The 21140-nt window shown below is 74.5% G+C and carries 21 protein-coding genes; 12 read left to right on the top strand and 9 right to left on the bottom strand.

Annotated features, from left to right (window positions below; all coding sequences use genetic code 11):
- Positions 1-95: 95 nt before the first annotated feature.
- Positions 96-1016, bottom strand: a complete 921-nt coding sequence (locus tag ACI790_RS16810; protein WP_456570932.1) for a diacylglycerol/lipid kinase family protein — start codon at positions 1014-1016, stop codon at positions 96-98.
- A gap of 175 nt (positions 1017-1191) precedes the next feature.
- Between ACI790_RS16810 and ACI790_RS16805 the strand changes: the two genes are divergently transcribed.
- From ACI790_RS16805 to paaI, 3 genes are all read left to right on the top strand, one after another.
- Positions 1192-2991, top strand: coding sequence for a SpoIIE family protein phosphatase (locus tag ACI790_RS16805; RefSeq protein WP_456570931.1), 1800 nt, complete (start codon positions 1192-1194; stop codon positions 2989-2991).
- Positions 2992-3100: 109 nt separating this feature from the next.
- Positions 3101-3550: an ATP-binding protein gene (locus ACI790_RS16800; RefSeq protein WP_456570930.1), complete on the top strand. Its 450-nt coding sequence runs from the start codon at positions 3101-3103 to the stop codon at positions 3548-3550.
- Between the two features lie 55 nt (positions 3551-3605).
- Entirely contained in the window at positions 3606-4046 is a 441-nt protein-coding gene (paaI, locus tag ACI790_RS16795) for a hydroxyphenylacetyl-CoA thioesterase PaaI (protein ID WP_456570929.1), read from the top strand.
- Positions 4047-4061: 15 nt separating this feature from the next.
- Here the strand turns inward: paaI and ACI790_RS16790 are convergent, their stop codons facing one another.
- Entirely contained in the window at positions 4062-4691 is a 630-nt protein-coding gene (locus ACI790_RS16790; protein ID WP_456570928.1) for a TetR/AcrR family transcriptional regulator, read from the bottom strand.
- Complete coding sequence (gene paaK / locus ACI790_RS16785; RefSeq protein ID WP_456570927.1) at positions 4688-6025, bottom strand: phenylacetate--CoA ligase PaaK; 1338 nt, start codon at positions 6023-6025, stop codon at positions 4688-4690. Before paaK ends, ACI790_RS16790 begins: the two co-directional genes overlap by 4 nt.
- 116 nt (positions 6026-6141) lie before the next feature.
- Between paaK and paaA the strand changes: the two genes are divergently transcribed.
- From paaA to paaE, 5 genes are read left to right on the top strand one after another with little or no spacing between them, the layout of a single operon-like run.
- Positions 6142-7107: a 1,2-phenylacetyl-CoA epoxidase subunit PaaA gene (gene paaA / locus ACI790_RS16780; protein ID WP_456570926.1), complete on the top strand. Its 966-nt coding sequence runs from the start codon at positions 6142-6144 to the stop codon at positions 7105-7107.
- Complete coding sequence (gene paaB / locus ACI790_RS16775; protein ID WP_456570925.1) at positions 7104-7469, top strand: 1,2-phenylacetyl-CoA epoxidase subunit PaaB; 366 nt, start codon at positions 7104-7106, stop codon at positions 7467-7469. Before paaA ends, paaB begins: the two co-directional genes overlap by 4 nt.
- A gap of 16 nt (positions 7470-7485) precedes the next feature.
- A complete protein-coding gene (paaC, locus tag ACI790_RS16770) occupies positions 7486-8403 on the top strand; it encodes a 1,2-phenylacetyl-CoA epoxidase subunit PaaC (protein WP_456570924.1) in 918 nt (305 codons plus the stop codon).
- An 8-nt stretch (positions 8404-8411) separates the two neighbouring features.
- A complete protein-coding gene (gene paaD, locus ACI790_RS16765) occupies positions 8412-8912 on the top strand; it encodes a 1,2-phenylacetyl-CoA epoxidase subunit PaaD (RefSeq protein ID WP_456570923.1) in 501 nt (166 codons plus the stop codon).
- Positions 8913-8915: 3 nt separating this feature from the next.
- A complete protein-coding gene (gene paaE / locus ACI790_RS16760; RefSeq protein WP_456570922.1) occupies positions 8916-10007 on the top strand; it encodes a 1,2-phenylacetyl-CoA epoxidase subunit PaaE in 1092 nt (363 codons plus the stop codon).
- A gap of 14 nt (positions 10008-10021) precedes the next feature.
- Here paaE and ACI790_RS16755 read toward each other — a convergent pair whose 3' ends face one another.
- From ACI790_RS16755 to ACI790_RS16735, 5 genes are all read right to left on the bottom strand, one after another.
- Positions 10022-11308, bottom strand: a complete 1287-nt coding sequence (locus ACI790_RS16755; protein WP_456570921.1) for an amidohydrolase family protein — start codon at positions 11306-11308, stop codon at positions 10022-10024.
- Positions 11305-12321: an amidohydrolase family protein gene (locus ACI790_RS16750; protein ID WP_456570920.1), complete on the bottom strand. Its 1017-nt coding sequence runs from the start codon at positions 12319-12321 to the stop codon at positions 11305-11307. The genes ACI790_RS16755 and ACI790_RS16750 overlap by 4 nt, the downstream gene beginning before the upstream one ends.
- 103 nt (positions 12322-12424) lie before the next feature.
- Entirely contained in the window at positions 12425-13498 is a 1074-nt protein-coding gene (locus tag ACI790_RS16745; protein WP_456570919.1) for an ABC transporter substrate-binding protein, read from the bottom strand.
- 25 nt (positions 13499-13523) lie between these two features.
- A complete protein-coding gene (locus tag ACI790_RS16740; RefSeq protein WP_456570918.1) occupies positions 13524-14348 on the bottom strand; it encodes an ABC transporter ATP-binding protein in 825 nt (274 codons plus the stop codon).
- Complete coding sequence (locus ACI790_RS16735; RefSeq protein WP_456570917.1) at positions 14345-15082, bottom strand: ABC transporter permease; 738 nt, start codon at positions 15080-15082, stop codon at positions 14345-14347. The genes ACI790_RS16740 and ACI790_RS16735 overlap by 4 nt, the downstream gene beginning before the upstream one ends.
- Before the next feature lie 420 nt (positions 15083-15502).
- Here ACI790_RS16735 and ACI790_RS16730 point away from each other — a divergent pair, with 420 nt between their 5' ends.
- Both ACI790_RS16730 and ACI790_RS16725 read left to right on the top strand, forming a co-directional pair.
- Positions 15503-16891: an amidohydrolase family protein gene (locus ACI790_RS16730; RefSeq protein ID WP_456570916.1), complete on the top strand. Its 1389-nt coding sequence runs from the start codon at positions 15503-15505 to the stop codon at positions 16889-16891.
- 38 nt (positions 16892-16929) lie between these two features.
- Positions 16930-17604 carry a GntR family transcriptional regulator gene (locus tag ACI790_RS16725; protein WP_456570915.1) on the top strand — a complete coding sequence of 225 codons (675 nt, stop codon included), beginning with the start codon at positions 16930-16932 and terminating at the stop codon, positions 17602-17604.
- A gap of 6 nt (positions 17605-17610) precedes the next feature.
- On the opposite strand, the gene ACI790_RS16720 is transcribed toward ACI790_RS16725, so the two are convergent.
- Positions 17611-18861: a 3-deoxy-7-phosphoheptulonate synthase gene (locus ACI790_RS16720; RefSeq protein WP_456570914.1), complete on the bottom strand. Its 1251-nt coding sequence runs from the start codon at positions 18859-18861 to the stop codon at positions 17611-17613.
- Between the two features lie 226 nt (positions 18862-19087).
- Here ACI790_RS16720 and ACI790_RS16715 point away from each other — a divergent pair, with 226 nt between their 5' ends.
- Both ACI790_RS16715 and ACI790_RS16710 read left to right on the top strand, forming a co-directional pair.
- A complete protein-coding gene (locus ACI790_RS16715) occupies positions 19088-20704 on the top strand; it encodes an acyl-CoA synthetase (protein ID WP_456570913.1) in 1617 nt (538 codons plus the stop codon).
- A gap of 49 nt (positions 20705-20753) precedes the next feature.
- Entirely contained in the window at positions 20754-20957 is a 204-nt protein-coding gene (locus ACI790_RS16710) for a zinc-ribbon domain-containing protein (RefSeq protein ID WP_456570912.1), read from the top strand.
- The last annotated feature ends 183 nt before the right edge of the window (positions 20958-21140 follow it).

The raw sequence follows: 21140 nt of genomic DNA, 5'->3' as shown, positions 1-21140 counted from the left end.
GGTCGCCGGGCGCACCGGCTACCGGCGAGTAGGTGATCACCGCCGCACCCGACGTCGGCCCGGGCGACCGCTCCCGCCACCGGACCGCCGGCCGGCTACTGCGGTGCCAGCACCGACCAGGCGCCGGGCTGCACCCGCCAGGTCCGGGCGACGGCGACCTCCCCGAGCTCGCCGTCGGCGTCGATCGCGACCGCGCTGCCCGAGATCCGCACCTCGCGGCCCCGGGTGACCAGGACGTCGGCGCGGTGGACGTGCCGGCCGCCGGTCAGCGCGGCCCCGAAGGCGACCCGCGCGACGGGGCCGGTCGCGGTGCTGACGACGACGTCGAGCCAGCCGTCGTCCGGTCGCGCGTCCGGGGCCAGCGGGGTGCCGCCGCCGATGGTCGCGCCGTTGCAGATGCCGAGCATGAGGAGCCCGGTCGAGCCGTCCGCCGCCCAGCCCTCCGCCGGGTGGGTGGCGACCCGGCCGTCGATCTCCACGCACAGCTCCCAGCCGGAGCCCGACATCCCGGCGATCGCGGCGCCGAGGGGGTAGGCGGCCGCCCCGAGCCGGCCCTTGAGCCGCACCGCCTCGGCCGCGGACTCGGCGCCGACGCCGGCGTGGACGGCGTTGACGACGATCCCGCCGTCGTCCTCGCGGATCAGGTCCAGGCGGCGGGTTCCGCCGGCGAGCACCGCGGCGGCGCCCTCGGCCGGGTCCAGCGGCAGCCCGAGGGTGCGGGCGAGGTCGTTGCCGGTGCCGCAGGCGATGATGCCGACCGGCTCCTCGGGGCCCAGCCGGCCGATCCGGTCGAGCGCCGCGACCACGGCGTGCACCGAGCCGTCGCCACCGAGCGCGACCACCCGGCGGCCGGGGTGATCGCGGAGCGCGTCGTCGAGTTCCGCGGCGTCGGAGGTCGCGGCGACGGCGACGTCGGCCCCCGTGCGCAGCTCGGTCAGCGCCGCCTCGACCGCGTCGTCCTCGGCCGTTCCCGCTGACCGGTTGACGACCAGCAGCAGGTCGGGGTTGTCGGGCACGGGATCTCCTGCCGTAGCGGTCGCAGCGTCGTGAACAGCGAAGTCTCCGCCGACGATGCCCCCGTACCGCTACCCGTGTCACCCGCACGGGCATCGCCGGAACCCGGTGGGCGTGGGCGTGCTAGAAGGGAGGCGTGCACATCGGCCCCGCGGCAGCCGCCCCGACGACCACGTCGTGAGCGACCGGGAACTCGCCGGGGACCCTGCGCGCCTGGCGGCGGTCCACGCCACCGACCTCCTCGACGCGGCCGCCGGTGACTCCTTCGACCGGCTGACGGCGCTGGCGCAGCGGCTGACCGGCGCGCCGCTGGCGTTCCTCACCGTGGTCGACGACGAGCGCTCGTACTGGCTCAGCCGCCAGGGGCTGCCCGCCGACGGCGCGGTGCAGAGCACCGTCGACGAGTCGTTCTGCCAGTACGTGCTGGGCGGGGACCGGCTGGTCCTGCCGGACGTGACGGCCGACGACCGGACCCGCGACAACCCCGCCGTCGCGGGCATGGGGGTCCGGGCGTGGGCCGGGTTCCCGGTGCACACCCCCGACGGCCAGGTGCTGGGCAGCTTCTGCGTCGTGGACACCGACGTGCACCCCTGGACCGAGGGCGACGTCGCGCTGCTGGAGGACCTCGCGGCCATCGCCACGCGGGAGGTGGCGCTGCGGGTGGCGACCTCCCGGGCCGAGCAGGCGACGGCGGCGGCCCGGGCCGAGACCCGGCGCGCCGCCCTGCTGGCCCGGATCGCCGACCTGCTGACCGCCGGCTCCGACCCCGCCGACGTCTGGCAGGCGATCGCCACCCTCGCCGTCCCCGCGCTGGGCGACTTCGCGTACGTGTCCACCATGGCGCGCGACCGCGGCCTCACGCCGGTCGCCGCGCGACACCGCGATCCGGCCGAGCTCCCCGCGCTGTGGGAGTGGGTCACCTCCGCCGGGCGGCGCACCGGGGAGGACGCCGGGCCGGGCCACGTCGCCGTCACCGGCGAGATCGAGCAGATCGACCTCCCGGACGCGGCGGGCCTGACGCCCGAGCAGCAGGAGGCCGCCGAGCGGCTGTCGGTCTGCAGTGCGCTGGTCGTGCCCCTGGCCAGCCGCCGGGAGGTGGTCGCCGTGCTGACCGTCGCCCGGACGACCGGCTCGGCGCCGTACTCCGACACCGACCGCGAGCTGGTGGCCGCCGTCGCCGACCGGGCGGGGCTCGTGGTGGAGAACGCGATGGGCCGGGCCTGGGAGCGGAGCCTCTCCGAGACCATGCAGCGCGCGCTGCTCCCTCCCCGGCTGCCGCAGCCCGACCGGCTGCAGCTGGCCTCCCGCTACCAGCCTGCCGGCAACGCCCAGCTGGTCGGCGGCGACTGGTACGACGCCTTCCACGACGCCGCCGGGAACGTCAGCGTGGTCATCGGTGACGTCGCCGGCCACGACATCGTCGCCGCGGCCACCATGGGCGAGCTCCGGGCGATGGTCCGCATGGCCGGGCACCACGGCACCGCCTCGGCGGCCGGCGTCCTCGCCGCCGTCGACGCCGCCTGCGACGGCCTCGGCCACCAGGTCTTCGCCACGGCCCTCGTGGCCCAGGTCCGCCCCGCGGCCGCGGCGCGGCCCGACCGGGAGATCCGGTGGTCCTCGGCCGGGCACCCGCCGCCACTGCTGCTGCGCCCCGACGGCCACGTCGAGGTGCTGGCCGACCCGGTGGGGCTCCCGCTCGGCGTGGACCCCCACCGGCCCCGGACGGCGCACGGCACGACGCTGCCGCCGGGCGGCACGCTGCTGCTCTACACCGACGGGCTGATCGAGCACTCCGCCGCGGAGCCGGGCGGCCGCGACCTCGACCGCGGGCTGTCCCGGCTGGTCGATCTGCTCGCCCGGTCCGCCGGCGACGACCTCGAGGCGCTGTGCGACCGGCTGATGGCGCACCTGCTGCCCGCGGCCGGCGCCGACGACGACGTGGCCCTCATTGCGATCCGGGTCGGCCGCGATGCCTGAACCCGGCACCGGGGCTACCGTGGGAGACCGCGGGTACGCAGCGCATCCTCGGCCACCCGGCCCCCTCGTCGAACCGGACGCGGACCCCGCCGAGCACCCGTGGGGAGCGATGAGCACCGACCGGCCCGACACCTGGGCGCACCGTCCGCTCCCTCCCCTGACCGGCACCACCGGCACGTGGACCTGGACGATCGCCCGCCCCGCCGAGCTGAGCGCGGCCCGCACCGAGCTGCGCCGCGGGCTCGCCGCGACGACGCTGCCGCACGGCGCCGACGCCGACGACGTCGACCGGCTGCTGCTCGCCTTCGAGGAGCTGGCCTCCAACGGCCTGCGGCACACCGGCGCCCCCGTCCAGGTGCGGGTGGCCGGCTGCGACGACGGCTGGCTCGTCGACGTCAGCGACGCCCGGCCCGACCGGCCCCCCGTCCCGGCCGTCGACCGGGATCCTGCCCGCGGCGGGCTGGGGCTGCACCTCGTCGCCCGGCTCTCCGCGCGCTTCGGCTGGGCGGTCGTCGGCGCCCGCAAGCACGTCTGGGCGGCGCTGGGCCCCGCGGCCTGACCGCGCGCACCGTCGCGGCTCCACACCTACGACCCCCATCGGGAGGCGACCGCCGATGACCGGTCCGTTCCCTCAGCGCCTCGCGGAGGACGCCGCCCGCCGCTACCTCGCCGGTGACTCGGTCGCCCGGGCGCTGGGCGTCACCGTGAGCGCCGTCGGCCCCGGCACCGTGACGACGCACCTGACGGTCCGTCCCGACATGCTCAACGGCGCCGGCAGCGCGCACGGGGCCGCCCTGTTCGCCCTGGCCGACATCGCCTTCGCGCTGGCCTGCAACTCGCACGGCTACCCGGCGGTCGGGCGCTCCTGCAGCATCGAGTACCTCGCCCCGGCCGCCGCCGGGGACGCCCTGCGGGCGACCGCCGTCGAGCGCGTCGTCGTCGGCCGGGGCGGGATCTACGACGTCGCCGTCACGCGGGAGGCCGACGGCGCGCTGCTGGCCGAGATGCGCGGGCACAGCCGGCAGGTGGGCGCCGCCCCGACCGGCCCCGCCTGAGCCGGCCGGCCGCCGTCAGTGCCGCCGGCGCAGCCCCTCGAAGCTGGTCACGACCAGGGCGTCGGCGAGGTCGTCGGCGGAGAGACCGCCGTCGGGGCGGTACCACTCGGTGAGGGAGTTCACGGCACCGAACAGCAGCCGGGCGGTGACGGCGGGGTCGACGTCGGGGCGCACGTCCCCCTCGTCCTCGGCCGCGCGCACCAGGTCGGTGACGATCCGGTCGAAGGCGCGCCGGCGCGCCAGCGCCTCCCGCTCCACCTCCGAGTTGCCCCGGACCCGCAGCAGCAGCGTGACGAACGGCAGCTCGGCGATGAGCACCCGCACCGAACCGCGGACCAGGTGCTCGAGCCGGTCGATCGCCCGGCCGCGCGTGGCCCCCGGTTCCTCGGTGACGGCGAAGAGCGCGTCCAGCGCGCGGTCCAGGGCCAGGCGCAGGAGCCGGACCTTGCTGGGCACGTGGTGGTAGATCGCCGACTTGGTGACGCCGAGCCGCGCGGCCAGCTCCTCCATGCTCGTCGCGTCGTAACCGCGCTCGTTGAAGGTCGCGACGGCGACGTCGAGCAGCGACTCCAGCGAGTGGCCCGGCCGCCCGCGCCGCACCCGGACGTCGGTCACGCCCTCCCGCCCCGTCGCAAGTTCGCTCACGCGCCTGCCCGTTCACGCCGGTCGGTCATCCGCTGCAGCTTGCCCACCGACCGCGGCAGCGTGTCCGGGTCCACCACGAGCACCTCCACCGAGGTCCCGACGGCGTCCTTCACGCCCTGCGCGACCTCGCCGGCGGCCGGGTCGCGTCGCTCGGCCGGGCAGTCGGGGCGCGCCTCGATCCGCACGGTGAGGTGGTCCAGGCGCCCGCGGGTGGTCAGCTCGAGGGCGAAGTGCGGGGACAGCCCCGGCGTGCGCAGCACGATCTCCTCGATCTGCGTCGGGAAGAGATTCACCCCGCGCAGGATGATCATGTCGTCGGTGCGACCGGTGACCTTCTCCATGCGGCGCATGCCGGGCCGGGCGGTGCCCGGGAGCAGGCGGGTGAGGTCGCGGGTCCGGTAGCGGACGACCGGCATGGCCTCCTTGGTCAGCGAGGTGAACACGAGCTCGCCGCGCTCCCCCTCGGGCAGCACCTCGCCGGTGAGCGGGTCGATGACCTCCGGGTAGAAGTGGTCCTCCCAGACGTGCAGGCCGTCCTTGGTCTCCCCGCACTCCTGGGCCACCCCGGGGCCCATGACCTCGGACAGCCCGTAGATGTCGACGGCCTCGATGTCGAGGCGCTGCTCCATCTCCCGGCGCATCTCCTCGGTCCACGGCTCGGCGCCGAAGATGCCCACCTCCAGCGAGGACGAACGAGGGTCGATCCCCCGCTGCTCGAACTCGTCGATCACGGTGAGCATGTACGACGGCGTGCCCATGAAGACGCGGGGCCGGAAGTCCTGGATCAGCTGGACCTGCCGCGGCGTCATCCCGCCGGAGACGGGGACGACGGTGCAGCCGAGCTTCTCCGCGCCGTAGTGCGCGCCGAGACCGCCGGTGAACAGCCCGTAGCCGTAGGCGTTGTGCAGCACGTCGCCCGGGCGCCCGCCGGCGGCGCGGATCGACCGGGCCATCACGGTGGCCCACACGTCGAGATCGCCCTCGGTGTAGCCCACGACGGTCGGCCGGCCGGTGGTGCCCGAGGAGGCGTGCACCCGGCGGACCCGGTCCCGCGGGACGGCGAACATGCCGAAGGGGTAGTTGTCCCGCAGGTCGGTCTTGCTGGTCGTGGGGAACCGGGTCAGGTCGGCGAGCTCCCGGCAGTCGTCGGGGTGCACGCCCGCCTCGTCGAACGCCCGCCGGTAGTGCGGCACGTTCGCGTAGGCGTGCCGCAGGCTGCCCCGCAGCCGCTGCAGCTGCAGCGCGCGCAGCTCGTCGACCGACATCCGCTCGGCGGGGTCCAGGGTGGCGGGCTCCGGGGTCTCGCCCAGTCGGCGCCGTCCGGTCGTCGTCATCCGTGCCGTCCTCGTCGCTCGGCTGCTGCGGGGGTGCCGGCGGCGCTTGTGCGCGGCTGCGGCGTGGGTCACACTATTCCTGACCGGACGGTCAGTAAACAGCTCGAGGAGATCCGATGTCCGCGCCCACGCTGGACCGACCCGCGGCCGAGAGCCCCGACGAGGCCGCGCTGCAGGAGCAGTTCGACGCCACGATCGCCGCCGGGCACCGGATCGAGCCGCGCGACTGGATGCCCGAGGGGTACCGGAAGACGCTCGTCCGGCAGATCGCGCAGCACGCGCACTCCGAGATCATCGGCATGCAGCCCGAGGGCGACTGGCTGCTGGCCGCCCCCAGCCTGCGTCGGAAGGCGATCCTGCTGGCGAAGGTCCAGGACGAGGCCGGTCACGGGCTGTACCTGTACTCGGCGGCGGAGACGCTCGGCGCCGACCGGGCCGACCTCACCGACAAGCTGATCGAGCGGAAGCAGAAGTACAGCTCGATCTTCAACTACCCCACGCTGACCTACGCCGACGTCGGGGTCATCGGCTGGCTGGTCGACGGCGCGGCGATCTGCAACCAGGTGCCGCTGTGCCGCTCCTCCTACGGCCCGTACGCCCGCGCGATGATCCGCGTCTGCAAGGAGGAGTCGTTCCACCAGCGGCAGGGCTACGAGCTGCTGATGACGATGATGCGCGGCACCGGCGAGCAGCGGGCGATGGTGCAGGACGCCGTCGACCGGTGGTGGTGGCCGTCGCTGATGATGTTCGGCCCGCCCGACGACGACAGCCCGAACTCCGCGCAGTCGATGGCCTGGGGCATCAAGCGGCACAGCAACGACGAGCTGCGCCAGCGCTTCGTGGACATGACCGTGCCCCAGGCGGAGGTGCTGGGCGTGACCCTGCCCGACCCGGACCTGGCCCAGGACCCCGAGACGGGCCGCTACCGGTTCGGCCCGATCGACTGGTCGGAGTTCAAGCAGGTGCTGGCCGGCGCCGGGCCGTGCAACGACGAGCGGATCGCCCGCCGCCGGGCCGCCCGCGACGACAACGCGTGGGTCACCGAGGCCGCGACCGCCTACGCCCGGAAGCACCCGTCATGAGCGACGTCACCGTCGAGGGCGGGCACGGCGCCGTCCCGACGGGCCCGGAGGTGCCGGTCGAGCCGAGGCCGGCGACCGCACGTCGCGACTGGCCGCTCTACGAGGTGTTCGTCCGGGGCAAGCGCGGGCTCAACCACGTGCACGTCGGGTCGCTGCACGCGCCGGACGACGAGATGGCGGTGCACGCGGCCCGGGACCTCTACACCCGGCGCAACGAGGGCGTGAGCATCTGGGTGGTGCGGGCGGCCGACATCACCGCCTCCAGCCCCGACGAGAAGGACCCGATGTTCGCCCCCAGCGGCGACAAGGTCTACCGGCACCCGACCTTCTACGAGATCCCCGAGAACGTCCCCCACATGTGAGACGACGGAAGGAGGCGTGGGCGTGGTGCACGAGGAGACGGTCTACGAGGCGCTCGACGCCGCCCACGGCGGCGAGGGCCAGTGGGCGTTCGGCACCGGGTTCGACGAGCCGCTGGCCGGCGTGGACACCACCGTCCCCGACGGCATCGACCCGGCCGACCTGGGCGCCTACTGCCTGATGCTCGGTGACGACGCCCTCGTGCTCGCCCAGCGGCTCACCCAGTGGGTCACCGCCGCCCCCGAGCTGGAGGAGGAGGTGGCGATCGCCAACATCGCGCTGGACCTGCTGGGCCAGGCCCGGCTGCTGCTGGCCCGGGCGGGCTCCGTCGGCGTCCTCGGCCGCTCCCGGGAGAAGGCGACGGCATCGACCCCCGACGAGGACGCGCTGGCCTACTTCCGGGACCCCGACGAGTTCCGCTGCACGGCCCTGGTCGCCGCTCCGAACGGCGACTTCGGGCGGACCATGATCCGGCTGCTCGCGGCGTCGACGACCCGGCTGGCGCTGGTCGACCGGCTGCGCTCCTCCCGCGACCCGGTGCTGGCCGCCATCGCCGCCAAGGGCGTGCACGAGCTCGCCTACCACCGCGACCACGCCGCCCGCTGGGTGCTGCGCCTGGGCGACGGCACCGCTGAGTCCGCCCGCCGGGCGCAGGCCGGCGCCGACGCGGTCTGGCCGCTGCTGGCCGACGTCTTCACCCCGACCGGGGTCGAGCAGCGGCTCGCCGCGGCCGGCGTCGCGGTCGACCCGGCCGGCACCCGGGACGAGGTCGTCGGCGTGCTCACCCAGGTCCTCGACCAGGCGACGCTCCGCGTGCCGGCCTGGCCGGCGGACGTCCCGCCGCGCGGCCGGCTCGGCACGCACGGCCCCGAGCTGGCGGAGCTGCTCGCCGAGTTCCAGGGGCTCGCCCGGGAACACCCGGCGGCTACCTGGTGACGGCGCCGATGACCACGGCCGACCCGCGCAGCGTGGCGGAGACCGTCACCGATCCCGAGCTGCCCACGCTCACCCTCGCCGACCTCGGCGTCCTCCGCGACGTCCGCACCGAGGACGACGGCACCGTGGTCGTGGAGATCACGCCCACCTACAGCGGGTGCCCGGCGATGGGGGTCATGCGGGCCGACCTGGTGCACGCGCTCCATCAGGCCGGGTTCCCGGACGTCGACGTCCGCACCGTGCTGGCGCCCGCCTGGAGCACCGACTGGATCAGCGCCGAGGGCCGCCGCAAGCTGGCGGCCGGCGGCATCGCCCCGCCCGGCCCCGCCCCGGAGCGCACGCCGGGGCCGGTGCCGCTCTCCCTGGGTCCGACGCGGCGCACCGCCTCCTGCCCGCTGTGCGACTCCCCGGACACCGTCGAGCTCAGCGAGTTCAGCGCCACCGCCTGCAAGGCGCTCCGCCGCTGCCGCGCCTGCGGCGAGCCGTTCGAGCACGTCAAGGAGATCTGAGCCGTGCCCAGCGCAGAGACCGCGACCCCCGCCCGCCGCCGGCCGCGGTTCCACCCGCTGACGGTGGCGCAGGTCGAGCGGCTGACCGACGACGCCGTCGCCGTCACCTTCGACGTGCCCGACCACCTGGCCGAGGACTACCGCTTCCGGCCCGGTCAGGCGCTCACCCTGCGGCGGGTGGACGGGGACCGCGACGAGCGCCGCTCGTACTCCATCTGCGCGCCGATGGGCGCCGCACCCCGGGTCGGTGTCCGCGAGGTGCCCGGCGGGTTCTTCTCCTCCTACCTCGTGCACCAGGTGCGGCCCGGCGACACGATCGAGGTGCTGCCGCCGTCGGGCACCTTCACCGCGGACCTCTCCGTCCCCGGCGACCACGTCTTCGTCGTCGCCGGCTCCGGGATCACCCCGGCGCTGTCGCTGGCCGGCACGGTCCTGGCCGACGGCGAGTCGACCGTGACCGTGTTCTACGGCAACCGGCGCACCAACACGGTGATGTTCGCCGACGAGCTGGCCGACCTGAAGGACCGCTACGGCACCCGCCTTCAGCTGGTGCACGTCCTCTCCCGCGAGCCCCGGGACGCCGAGCTGACCAGCGGCCGGCTCGACGGCGAGCGGCTGCGCACGCTGGTCGGCAACCTCGTCGACGCCCCCGGGGTGGACCACTGGTGGCTGTGCGGACCGCACGGGATGGTCGCCGACGCTCGTGCCCTGCTCGCCGAGCTGGGGGTGCCGGGCGAGCGGGTGCACCAGGAGCTCTTCTACGTCGACGACGTCCCGCCGGAGCCCGTCCGCGGCGACGAGGAGACCGTCGCGGGCCCCAGCTCCTCGGTGACCGTCGTCCTCGACGGGCGGACCACCACGCTGGCCCTCCCCCGCGACGAGCCGGTGCTCGACTCCGCGCAGCGCATCCGCGGCGACCTGCCCTTCGCCTGCAAGGGGGGCGTGTGCGGCACCTGCCGGGCGCGGGTGACCGAGGGCGAGGTGGAGATGCGCCGCAACTACGCGCTGGAGGCCTCGGAGGTCGAGGCCGGCTACGTGCTCACCTGCCAGAGCCTGCCGCGCTCCGACGCCGTCACCGTTGACTACGACGCCTGAGGAGGACGCGCCGGTCAGCTCAACGGGCGGCCGCCCGCACCGGTCCCGGCCGTCACCCCGTGCCGGGCAAGCACCCGGCCGGCCCGGACGACGGCGCGCGGGGCGGCGTGCCGGGCGAGCAGGTCGACGGTCCGTGCGGCGTCGTGGACCAGGAGGTCGGCCGGTCCGCCGACCCGCAGCCCGTACCCGGTCAGGCCCAGGACGCGCGCCGCCGACGTCGTCACCAGGTCGACGAGCTCCTCCTGCTGCACGGCCGAGCGCATGTCGAGCAGGTGCGCGGCCAGGAAGGCGACCTCCAGGAGGTTGTGCCGCCCGAAGGGGTAGTAGGCGTCCTCGATGTCGTCCTGGCCGAGCGCCACCGCGACCCCGGCGGCCAGCGCGCGCTCGACGGGCAGCGCCACCGAGCCGGTGTGCGGATCGCTCACCAGGCCGAGCCCGGCGCGCCGGGCCAGGCCGAGCACCGCGTCCTGGCGGGCTCGGTCGTAGTGGCCCAGCGCCCGGGCGTGGCAGGCGACGCCGCGGCCGGCCAGGCCGTGGTGGAGCATCGCCTCGGCCAGCATCCGGGTGGTCTCCAGCGCCGGGTCCGGCGAGTCGTCGGTGAGCATCGCGACGCGACGACCGGTGCGGGCGGCCAGCGCACAGGCCCACTCGACGTGCGCCGCCTGGTCGGCGACCGACTCCTCGATCCAGGGGATCCCCCCGACCACGTCGGCGCCTAGGACGAGCGCCTGCTCGACCAGGTCGGCCGACCCCGGGTCGCGGAGCACGCCGTCCTGCGGGAAGGCGACCACCGAGACGTCGACCCGCCCGCGGAACTCCTCCCGTGCGGCCAGCACCGCCTGCACGCCCACCAGGCCCGCGGCGGTGTCGACGTCGGCGAACGCCTGCACCGTGAGGACGCCGTGGGCCAACCCCTCCTCCAGCGCGCGGCGCACCTCCGGCAGCAGGCGCTCCACCGTGTAGTGCGTCTTCACGGCGCTGGCCAGATCGATCCCGCGCGCGGATCCGGTCATCCCCTCGGCCGTGTAGGCGGTCAGCGCTGCCTCGCCGACCAGCGGGAGCGTGCGGACCTTGTCCAGGTGCAGGTGCGCGTCGACGAAGGGCTCGGTGACCAGTCCCCCGGCCGCGTCGAGCACGTCGGCGCCGGAGGGGACGGCGAGTTCGCCGGACGGCGTGATCGCGCGGACCAGGCCGCCCTCGCACCACAGGTCGACGACCCGGCCGTCGCGCAGCCGGCCGGCGGTGACGACCAGCGCGGGGTCGCCGGACGCCGGGCCGCCGCTCGCCGTCCCCGCCGTCATGCCGGCTGCTCCACCAGCGCCGGCAGGCCGAACATCTCCTGCGCGTTCCTCGAGAGCACCGCCCGGCTCTCGGCCTCGGCGAAGGTCTGCGCGATGGACGCGATGTTGACGGCCGGGTCGGCGATGGCGAAGGGGTGGTCGGTGCCGAAGACCATGCGCCCGGTCCCCACCAGGTCGGCCGCGGCCCGCAGCGCACGAGGGTGGTAGACGAGCGCGTCCAGGTAGAGCCGGCCGAACGCGGTGGAGGGCGCCTGGCCCCGCCGGCCCCGCGCCTCGTCGTCCGGCGCCCAGCAGCCGTCGAGCCGGCCGGAGAGGTAGGGCAGCGTCCCGCCGCCGTGCGAGCCGATGACCCGGAGGTAGGGGTGGCGGTCGAGGACGCCGCTCATCGCGAGCCGGACCAGCGCCGTCGTCGTCTCGAAGGGGAAGGCCAGCGCCAGGGGCAGGGCGTGGCCGAACCCGTCCATCTCGGGCAGCCCGATCCCGTGGTGCGGGTGGACCAGCAGCGGCGTCCCGCCGTCGGCCAGCGCGGCCCACAGCGGCTCGAGCCCGGGGTCGTCGAAGGCGAGGCCGCAGAGCTTGGTCCCCGAGACGACGCCGTGGAGCCCGGGGGTGCCCTGGATGCGGCCGACCGCGGCCACCGCGTCGGCGACGCTGCCCTGCGGCAGGCAGCCCATGCCGACCACCCGGCCACCGGTCCGCTGCGCGAACGTGGCCAGCTCGGCGTTGAGCTCGTCGGCCAGCTCGCGCGCCTCCTGCGGGGCGAACGGGTCCAGCCACGGGTTGCCGAGGGAGACCACCGACTGGGTGATGCCCGAGCGGTCCATGTAGGCGAGCTTCTCCTCCAGCGACCAGTACGTCTCGTCGAGCCGCCGGCCCGCCTCGCCCGGGAAGATCACGAAGTACTCGCCGTCGGGCCTGCGGTCGACGAGGGGCAGCTCGGTGCGTGCCGCGAGCCGGTCCAGGTACAGGCGGGGATAGATGTGCGTGTGGACGTCCACGATCTGCTGGGTCATGTCTGCCTTCTTCGTCGACGGGGAGGAGCGGGCCGGCGGCGCCGGGGCCCGCGGGGTGGGGAGGAGCCGGTTCCGGACCGGCCCCTCCCCCGGGCGCAGCGGGTCAGGCGCAGAGCTGCTCGACGGCCCGCAGCTCGCCGTCGGGGGTGACGGCCTCGAGGAACTCGTCGGTGTAGAGCTCCTCGACCGGGACCTCCTCGTCGATCTGGCCGTTGGCCAGGAGGATCTCCTGCGCCTGGGCGTAGCCGGCCGGGTCGTTCCAGCCCAGACCGTGCTCGGTCCAGACGTCGGAGGTGCGGACGTCCCACAGCGCCTCGTAGGCCCGCCCGATGACCTCCTCGGGCACCTGGTCCTCCATCCGGCTCGAGGCCGCGGCCACGGCCTCCTCCTGGAATTCCGCCTGCTGGGAGTCGGCCATGCCGTTGAGGACCATGCCCAGGAACCGCTCGACGCTCTCCGGGTCCTGCTCCACCCGCTGCTGCGTGGTCACGATCAGGTTTCCCGGCACGGTGATCCCGTAGTCCGCGGCCCGCAGGAAGGTGAACTCGTCACCCTCGGCGATGCGGGCGTTGACGTCGGTGTTCGTCGGCCACAGCGACTTGACGTCGACCTGGCCGGTGAGCAGCGACTGCAGCCCGTAACCGACCGAGACGGTGGTCACCCGGGCGGCCTGGTCGGCCGCCAGGTTGTCCGCGAGCATCTTGTCGAAGAACCACTCCGAGTCCCCACCGGGTTCGATGCCGACGGTCTTGCCCACGAGGTCGGGCAGGTCGGTGACCCCCTGGTCGGCCAGGGCCGCGTAGGCGACCGGGGTGACGGCGACGTCCTCGCCGACGGCGATCACCGGCACGCCCTGATGGACGGCGGAGACGTAGGACAGCGGGTCCACGAGGGCGAAGTCGACGGCACCGCCCACGAGCAGTTGCATCGGGTTCTCGACATCGGCGGCGGTCTCGATGGTCAGGTCCATCCCGCACTGCTCGTCCCAGCCGCGATCCTGGGCGAAGTAGTAGTGCGCGTTCTGGACGTCGTGCAGGTAGGACAGCAGCAGGGTTACCTCCTCGGGCCCGGAGGCCGACTGGCCCGCGGAGCCTTCACCGCCGCAGCCGGTGAGGAGGAGGGTGGTGGCACCGGCGGCGGCCAGGCCGGCGCGGGCGCGCGAGCGGGTAATCGACATGGGGGTGCTCCTGTTCGGCGGGCGGTCAGACGGAGGAGGACGGGTCGTCGTCCCGGTGGAAGTCGGCGACGAGGTCGTCGGTCAGGCTGCGGAACAGCGGGTGCCGGCGGGTCTCCAGCGAGCGGGGCCGAGGCAGGTCGACCGGGATGTCGCGGCGGATCCGGCCCGGCCGCGCGCTCATCACCAGGACGCGGTCGGCGAGCAGGACGGCTTCCTCGATGTGGTGGGTGACGAAGACGACGCTGGTCCCCAGCCGCTGCACCACGTCGAGCAGGTGCAGCGCCATCTTGGAGCGGGTGAGCTCGTCGAGGGCGGCGAACGGCTCGTCCATGAGCAGCACCGAGGGCTCGTAGATCAGCGCCCGGGCGAGCGCGACCCGTGCCTGCATGCCGCCGGAGAGCTGGCTGGGCAGCTTGTCGGCGAACTCGGTGAGGCCCACGACGTCGAGGACCTCGTCCAGCCGCGGCCCGATGGAGGCACGCGCCCGCCGGCCGCGGCGGCCGATGTCGTAGGGCAGCAGGACGTTCTCCCGCACGGTGCGCCACGGCAGCAGGACCGGCGTCTGGAACACGTAGCCGATCCGACGCTCCCGACGGCAGGCACCGGCCGGCTCCCCGTCGATGAGGACGTCGCCACCGCTGGCGGTGAGGATGTCGCCGATGATCTTGAGCAGGGTCGTCTTCCCGCAGCCGGACGGTCCGACGATCGCGGTGAAGCCGCCGGCCTCCAGCTGGAGGTCGACCGGGTCCAGCGCGCGGACGTCGCCGTTGCCGTAGACCTTGCTGGCTCCCCGGACCTCGATGGCGCCGATCTGGACGGGGCGGGCGAGCGCCCCGGGTGCGGCGGTCACCGGCCGGTCCGCTGCCAGCGCAGGGCCCAGGACTCCAGGGCCTGGATGATCACGAACCAGACGACCGCCAGGGCGGCGACCGCGACGATGGCCCGGAACAGCAGCAACGTGTCCACGTAGTTGCTGGCCATGATCGTGAGGTAGCCGAGCCCCTGCTTGGAGCTGATCCACTCGCCGACGACCGCACCCACGAGCGCGGAGGCGACCGATATCTTCAGCGCCGCGAAGATCATCGGGGTGGCCGTGGGCACCTTCACCAGCCGGAAGATCTCGCCCCGGCCGGCGTTGAGCCCCCGCATGAGCTGCAGCGTCGTCGGGTCCACGGACTTGAAGCCCTGGATGCCGTTGACCAGCGTCGGGAAGAAGCAGATCAGCGCGGTGGCCGTGACGATCGGCCAGATGGTGAAGCCGAACCAGATGATCAGCAGCGGCGCGAGCGCGACCACCGGCAGCGACCGCAGGGCGAGCATCCAGGGGTAGAGCGCGTTCTCCACCGACCGGAACTCGGCCATGATCGCCGCGAGCACGAGGGCCACGCCGTTGCCGATGACGTAGCCGAGCACCGCCGCCGTCGCCGTCGCCCCGGTGTGCCGGGCCAGTTCGGCCCACTCCCCCGAGAAGCTGGCGGCGATCGCGCTGGGGGACGGCAGCAGGTACGTCGGCAGGTCCAGCAGCGCGACGGCGGACTCCCAGACGACCAGGAGGACGACCAGCACGGCCAGCGGCAGCAGCACGACGCTCGTCAGGCCCTGCGTCCGGGGCCTCCGGCGGGATCGTGGTGGTGGACCGGCCGGTGGTGCCGGTGGCACCCCGCGCTCCACGCGTCGCTGCACCTGAACTGCCGTCTCCGTCACCGCTGTCTCCTCGTTCCTCGGTCGCCGGGCGGTGCCGCCGCGGCGCCTGGTCGCCCCGGCAGGGAAGACGGAACCGCGCCGTCGTGACAGCGGCCGACGCGTTCGGTAACGGCTATGTAAATTTGGTATACCGCCATCCACGAGGGGATCCTGGTCGGCGGCGTTCGGACACCGATCCCCGCGCCGACCAGCAGAAACGCCCGCGCAACAGAGCGGCCCTAGGGTCGGCGTCCGCCCCGCCGAGGCGTGGCGCCCACGGCCGCGGAGCCCCCGCTGCCCTGATCGGGAGGGGTTCCCCAGGTGCGCAGGCTGTTGCTCCACCGGGCCGACCAGGTGCTGCAGAGCAGCACCGCCGCCGTACCGGACGGCGCGGTGCTGATCGAGGGACGGGAGATCCGGGACGTCGGGCGGAGCGAGGAGCTCGAGCGCCGGTATCCCGGGGCCGAGCGCCTCGACTGCACCGGGCTGATGCTGGTTCCCGGCTTCGTCAACGGCCACAACCACGCCTACGAGGTGCTCTGCCGGGGGATCCGCCGGAACCAGCCGCTCGAGCCGTGGCTGCGGGAACTGATCTATCCGGTCACCCGCCGGCTCACCGCCGAGGACTACCGCCACGGGGCGCTGCTGGCCGCGGCCGAGGCCTTCCGGACCGGGACGACGAGCATCGTCTCGCAGCTGACCAACTTCGCCCGCTTCCACGCCGACTCGGAGGCCGAGGCGTTCCGGAGCTGCGGGATGCGCGCCCGGGTCGCCCGGGCCAGCAGCACCGCCTCGACCATCGACCCGGCGGAGAACGGCGAGCCGGAGGCCGAGCTGCGGGACACCGAGGCGTTCCTGGACCGGTGGTCGGACGGCGACCTGGTCCGCGGCGAGGTCGGCCCGGCCGGGCTCTTCTCCTGCGACCCGCAGACGTTGCGCGCGCTCAAGCAGCTGGCCACCGCGCACGGCGGCCAGTACTACGTCCACCTGGCCGAGACGCGCGGGCAGCAGCAGGCCGCCGTGCGCGCCGGCTACCGGGGGCAGATCGACTGGGCCGACCGGATCGGGCTGCTCGACGAGCGGACGGTGGTGGCCCACGCCGTATGGATAAGCCCGGCAGAGGTCGCCGTCCTGGCCGGTACCGGCAGCATGGTGGTGCACAACCCAGGCTCCAACATGGTGCTGGCCTCCGGGGTCGCCGACCTCGGTGCGCTCCGCCGGGCCGGCGTGCGGGTGAGCGTGGCGACCGACGGCCCGGCGAGCAACGACTCCCAGGACATGGTGGCCGAGATGAAGACGGCCCTGCTCCTCCAGCGGGTGACGACGCTGCGGGCCGACGCACTGGAGCCCGCCGACGTCTTCGCCATGGCGACCGAGGCGGGTGCGCCGGCCATGGGGCTCGACGGCCGGATCGGGCGCCTGGAGCCGGGCTACCTGGCCGACCTGGCGGGGGTGCGGATCGCCGGCAACCCGGCGCTGCAGCCGGTCACCGATCCCGTCGCGTCGCTCGTGCTCGCCGGCAGCGGCCGGGACGTCGCCCTCACCATGGTCGACGGCCGGATCGTCTACCGGGACGGCACGTACCCCACGCTGGACCTGGCGGCCACGCTTACCCACGTGCGGGAGCGCACCATGCCGACGGTGCACGCGGCCCTCGGCATCCGTGCCGGGTCGCCGCGCGCGGCCGTCGCCTCCGGCAGACTCGCGTGACCGGGCCGGGGCGGCCCGACCAGTCAGTGGGAGAGCCGATGAGACCGCGGAGCAAGGCCGACATGGTCACCGAGGTCCTGCGGGAGCGGATCGAGAAGGGCGATCTCGCCCCCGGCGTCGTGCTGCGCCAGCGGATGGTCGCCGTGGAGCTCGGCGTGAGCGCCACGCCCGTCCGCGAGGCCCTGGAGCGACTGGAGGCCGACGGCTACGTCGCCTCCCGTCGCAACGGTGGGGCGGTCGTCGTCCGGGCCGAGGAGTCCCGGCTCTGGGAGAACGTGCTCATCCGCGGCGCCCTGGAGGGGCTCGCCGCCCGGCTGGCGGCCGAGCGCCGCAGCACCGCCGACCTCGCCGAGGTCCTCGCCCGGGAGCGGGCGTTCGCCGAGTGCCGTGACCCGGACGCTGCCGGCGCGTTGAACAGGCAGTTCCACTTCCGGATCTACCAGGCGGCCGGCTCCCCGGTCCTCATGCGCCAGCTGGAGTTCCTGTGGCGGTCGCTGGGCGCGGGGCCCCAGGTCTACCGCGCGCACGCCGACTCGGCGGCTCAGCACCAGGCCATCGGCGCGGCCATCGCCCGGGGAGACGGGGACGAGGCGGAGCGGCTCACCCGCGCGCACATCCTCGGCACCGCCGACAACCGCAGCAGCGGCGACGCGGCCGCGGGCATCGACCTGCTGGCCCCCCTCGGCGGCGGCCCCGCCGGCCCGCCGTGCTGATCCCGATCAGGTGCGCGCGACGACCTCCCGCCGCGTCCGGACCGCGGTCGCGAGCTCGGCCAGCATCTCCTCGGTGGTGCCGAGGTCGACGCACGCGTCGGTGACGCTGCAGCCGTAGGCCAGCCGCTCGGGGTGGCGCTGGTCGAGGTCCTGCCGCCCCTCGACGAGGTTGCTCTCGACCATCACGCCGCGGAGGGCCCGCTCGCCGCCGGCGAGCTGGCCGGCCAGATCGCGCACGACCTCGATCTGGCGCCGGTGGTCCTTCTGGCTGTTGCCGTGCGAGGCGTCGACCACGACCACCTCGGGCAGCCCGCGGGCGGCCAGCTTCTGCTTCGTGACGGCGACGTGCGCCGCCGAGTAGTTGGGACCGGACTTGTCCCCGCGCAGGATCACGTGCCCGGTGGCGTTGCCCGTCGTGGACAGCTGGGCGCTCACGCCGTGCGCGTCGACGCCGAGGAACTGGTGCGGCGCGCGGGCGGCCATGATCGCCTGGACGGCGACGTCGATGCTCCCCTCGGGGGAGTTCTTGAAGCCGACGACCGCCGAGAAGCCCGACACCCGCTCCCGCGCGGTCTGGTCGGTGACGTTCCGGGCGCCCACGCCGTTGTAGGTGACCAGCCCGTCGACGTACTGCGGCGTGAGCGCGTTGAGCGGTTCCGCGGCCACCGGCACGCCCAGCTCGGTGATCCGGCACATCAGCATGCGGGTCGCGACCAGCCCGACGCTGATCCGGCTGGAGCCGTCGAGGTACGGGTCGTAGGCGAAGCCCTTCCAGTCCACCTCCGTCCGCGGCTTCTCGGTGTAGGTGCGCATCAGGATCTCGAGGTCGTCCCCGTGGCGCGCCCGCATGCGGGCGAGGAAGCCGGCGTACTCCAGCGCCGCGGCCGGGTCGTGGATCGAGCACGGGCCGGCGATCACGACCAGGCGGTCGTCGGCGCCGTCGAGGACGTCGGTCACCGCGCGGCGCGCGGCCCTGGTCGTGCCGACCGACGCCTCGGACAGCGGGACGACGGAGGCCACGGCGGCGGGGGTGACGACGACGCTAAGACCGGTGATCCGCGCGTCCACCAGCCCGGTGAGGTCGACGGGTGCGGCGTCCGCCACGCCCACCCGCTGCCGTACCTCCGGGAGCAACGCGGCCAGGGCGGCCTCGATCTGCCCGTTCACCCGGGTCTGCACGTCGATCAGCAGGTCGGTGATCCGGGTGGCCTCGCCCAGGATCTGGTCCGCCGGAACGGCGAGCTCCTCCGTCGTCACGGGTCCTCCAACGCCTCGGTGGGGCCGCACCGCGGGATGCTGTCCGGCACCCACAGCATCCGCGACTCCCACGGGGCGGGCGCACCCAGCCCCCGCCGGCGCAACCCGACCGGCCGGGAGACGCGGGGCCGGCGGGCACGCCGACGGGCCGGTTCATCGGCGAGTATCACCAGGGAGACCAGGAGCGCCACGGAACCCCACCGCCAGCCCGGGAGGCAGCACCGCCATGCAGGCCACGTTCAGCTCGGAGACAGACACCGCCATCGCCCGCGCGCGCCAGCACTCGGTGGGCGATCTGCTGCACCGCACGGCCCGCCGTCATCCCGAGAAGCTGGCGATCGTCGACGGCGACCGGCGGGTGAGCTACGCGGAGTTCGACGTCGCGGTGAACCGGGCGGCGCACGCGCTGGCCGACCGCGGCCTGGGCAAGGGCGACCGGCTGGCGCTGCTGAGCCACAACTGCTGGCAGTACGCCGTCCTGGCCTTCGCCACGGCGAAGCTGGGCGTGGTGCTGGTGCCGGTGAACTTCATGCTCGGGGCCGACGAGGTCGCCTACATCCTGCGGCACTCCGGTGCGCGCGCGATCGTCGCCGAGGACGCGCTGGCCCCCACCGCGGAGAAGGCCCTCGCCGCCGCCGGGGTGGAGGACGGGGTGCGCGGCTGGATCGGTCTCTCCGGGGCGTCCCCGTCGGCCGGCTGGGAGGACGTCGACGCCTGGTGGCAGACCGGCGACGACAGCGCGCCGGAGGTCGCGGTCGCCGACGACGACCCGCTGCGGCTGATGTACACCTCCGGCACCGAGTCCCGGCCCAAGGGCGCCATGCTGTCGTCGCGGTCGCTGATCGCCCAGTACGTCACCTGCGCGATCGACGGCGGGATGAGCGCCGACGACGTCGAGGTGCACGCGCTGCCGATGTACCACTGCGCGCAGCTGGACTGCTTCTTCTCCGTCGACGTCTACCTCGGCGCGACCAGCATCATCCTGCCCGCGCCCGACCCCGCCACCGTGCTGGCCACGATCGCCCGGGAGCAGGTCACCAAGCTGTTCTGCCCGCCGACGGTGTGGATCTCCCTGCTCCGGCACCCCGACTTCGACACCACCGACCTGTCCAGCCTGCGCAAGGGCTACTACGGCGCCTCTGCCATGCCGGTCGAGGTGCTGCGCGAGCTGCAGCGCCGGCTGCCCGACGTGCAGCTGTGGAACTTCTACGGCCAGACCGAGATGGCGCCCGTCGCCACCATCCTGCAGCCGCACGAGCAGCTGGAACGGGCCGGCTCCGCCGGCCGGGCAGCGCTGAACGTCGAGACGATGCTGGTGGACGACGACGGCCACCCCGTCCCGGCCGGCACCGTCGGGGAGATCGTGCACCGCAGCCCGCACGCCACCCTGGGCTACTACGGCGACGAGGAGAAGACCGCCGCCGCCTTCGCCGGGGGCTGGTTCCACTCCGGCGACCTCGGGGTCATGACCGCCGACGGCTACCTCTCGGTCGTCGACCGCAAGAAGGACATGATCAAGACCGGCGGGGAGAACGTCGCCAGCCGGGAGATCGAGGAGGCCGTCTACGAGCTCGACGGCATCGCAGAGGTCGCCGTCTTCGGCATCAGCCACCCGCACTGGATCGAGGCCGTCACCGCCGTCGTCGTCCCCAAGCCCGGCAGCGCACTCACCGCCGAGCAGGTCGACGCCCACTGCCGGGAGAAGCTCGCCGGCTACAAGCGGCCCAAGTACGTCGTGATCGCCGACGCCCTGCCCAAGAACCCGAGCGGCAAGATCCTCAAGCGCGAACTCCGCCAGCAGCACGCGGACCTGGCGCAGGACGAGGCGCCCGTCGACCGGTGAGCCCGGCGACGCCCGCGCGGCGGGCAGGCCCGCTCCCTACGCTGGCGTGATGTTCTTCCTCTTCGGTTTCGGCACCAAGCAGCAGCACCTCGGACCCGGCGAGACGCGGACCTGCCCGAACTGCCACAACACCACGCAGTGGGCCCGCATCCGGCAGTTCAAGCAGTTCTCGCTGTTCTTCGTGCCGGTCGCCCGCTGGAAGCGCCGGCAGCTCGAGGTCTGCGGCGTCTGCGGCACCAGCGTCGCGGTCTGACCCCCGCCGGCCGGGCCGCACGGCGTCGACCGTGGGACCCGGCCGGCAGGCCCGATCTCAGTGCGCGCCGACGGGCCTGAACCGCTCCGCGTCGTCCGCTGCCGGGTCCCGTTCGTCGCCGCCGGCCACGAGGGGTCGGCCATCGACACCGATGGTGACCGCCGGGTCGGGACGGCTCGCCAC

The organism is Blastococcus sp. SYSU DS0539, from assembly GCF_054050855.1.
Note: the sequence above shows the minus strand (reverse complement) of the source record. Positions and strands in the feature narration are given on the sequence as shown.

Excerpts from the sequence above, each read along its gene's own strand:
- ACI790_RS16800 (WP_456570930.1), top strand. The coding sequence starts at position 3,101 with ATGAGCACCGACCGGCCCGACACCTGGGCGCACCGTCCGCTCCCTCCC.
- paaI (WP_456570929.1), top strand. The coding sequence starts at position 3,606 with ATGACCGGTCCGTTCCCTCAGCGCCTCGCGGAGGACGCCGCCCGCCGC.
- paaK (WP_456570927.1), bottom strand. The coding sequence starts at position 6,025 with ATGACGACGACCGGACGGCGCCGACTGGGCGAGACCCCGGAGCCCGCC.
- paaA (WP_456570926.1), top strand. The coding sequence starts at position 6,142 with ATGTCCGCGCCCACGCTGGACCGACCCGCGGCCGAGAGCCCCGACGAG.
- paaB (WP_456570925.1), top strand. The coding sequence starts at position 7,104 with ATGAGCGACGTCACCGTCGAGGGCGGGCACGGCGCCGTCCCGACGGGC.
- paaD (WP_456570923.1), top strand. The coding sequence starts at position 8,412 with ATGACCACGGCCGACCCGCGCAGCGTGGCGGAGACCGTCACCGATCCC.
- ACI790_RS16755 (WP_456570921.1), bottom strand. The coding sequence starts at position 11,308 with ATGACGGCGGGGACGGCGAGCGGCGGCCCGGCGTCCGGCGACCCCGCG.
- ACI790_RS16750 (WP_456570920.1), bottom strand. The coding sequence starts at position 12,321 with ATGACCCAGCAGATCGTGGACGTCCACACGCACATCTATCCCCGCCTG.
- ACI790_RS16745 (WP_456570919.1), bottom strand. The coding sequence starts at position 13,498 with ATGTCGATTACCCGCTCGCGCGCCCGCGCCGGCCTGGCCGCCGCCGGT.
- ACI790_RS16725 (WP_456570915.1), top strand. The coding sequence starts at position 16,930 with ATGAGACCGCGGAGCAAGGCCGACATGGTCACCGAGGTCCTGCGGGAG.
- ACI790_RS16715 (WP_456570913.1), top strand. The coding sequence starts at position 19,088 with ATGCAGGCCACGTTCAGCTCGGAGACAGACACCGCCATCGCCCGCGCG.
- ACI790_RS16710 (WP_456570912.1), top strand. The coding sequence starts at position 20,754 with ATGTTCTTCCTCTTCGGTTTCGGCACCAAGCAGCAGCACCTCGGACCC.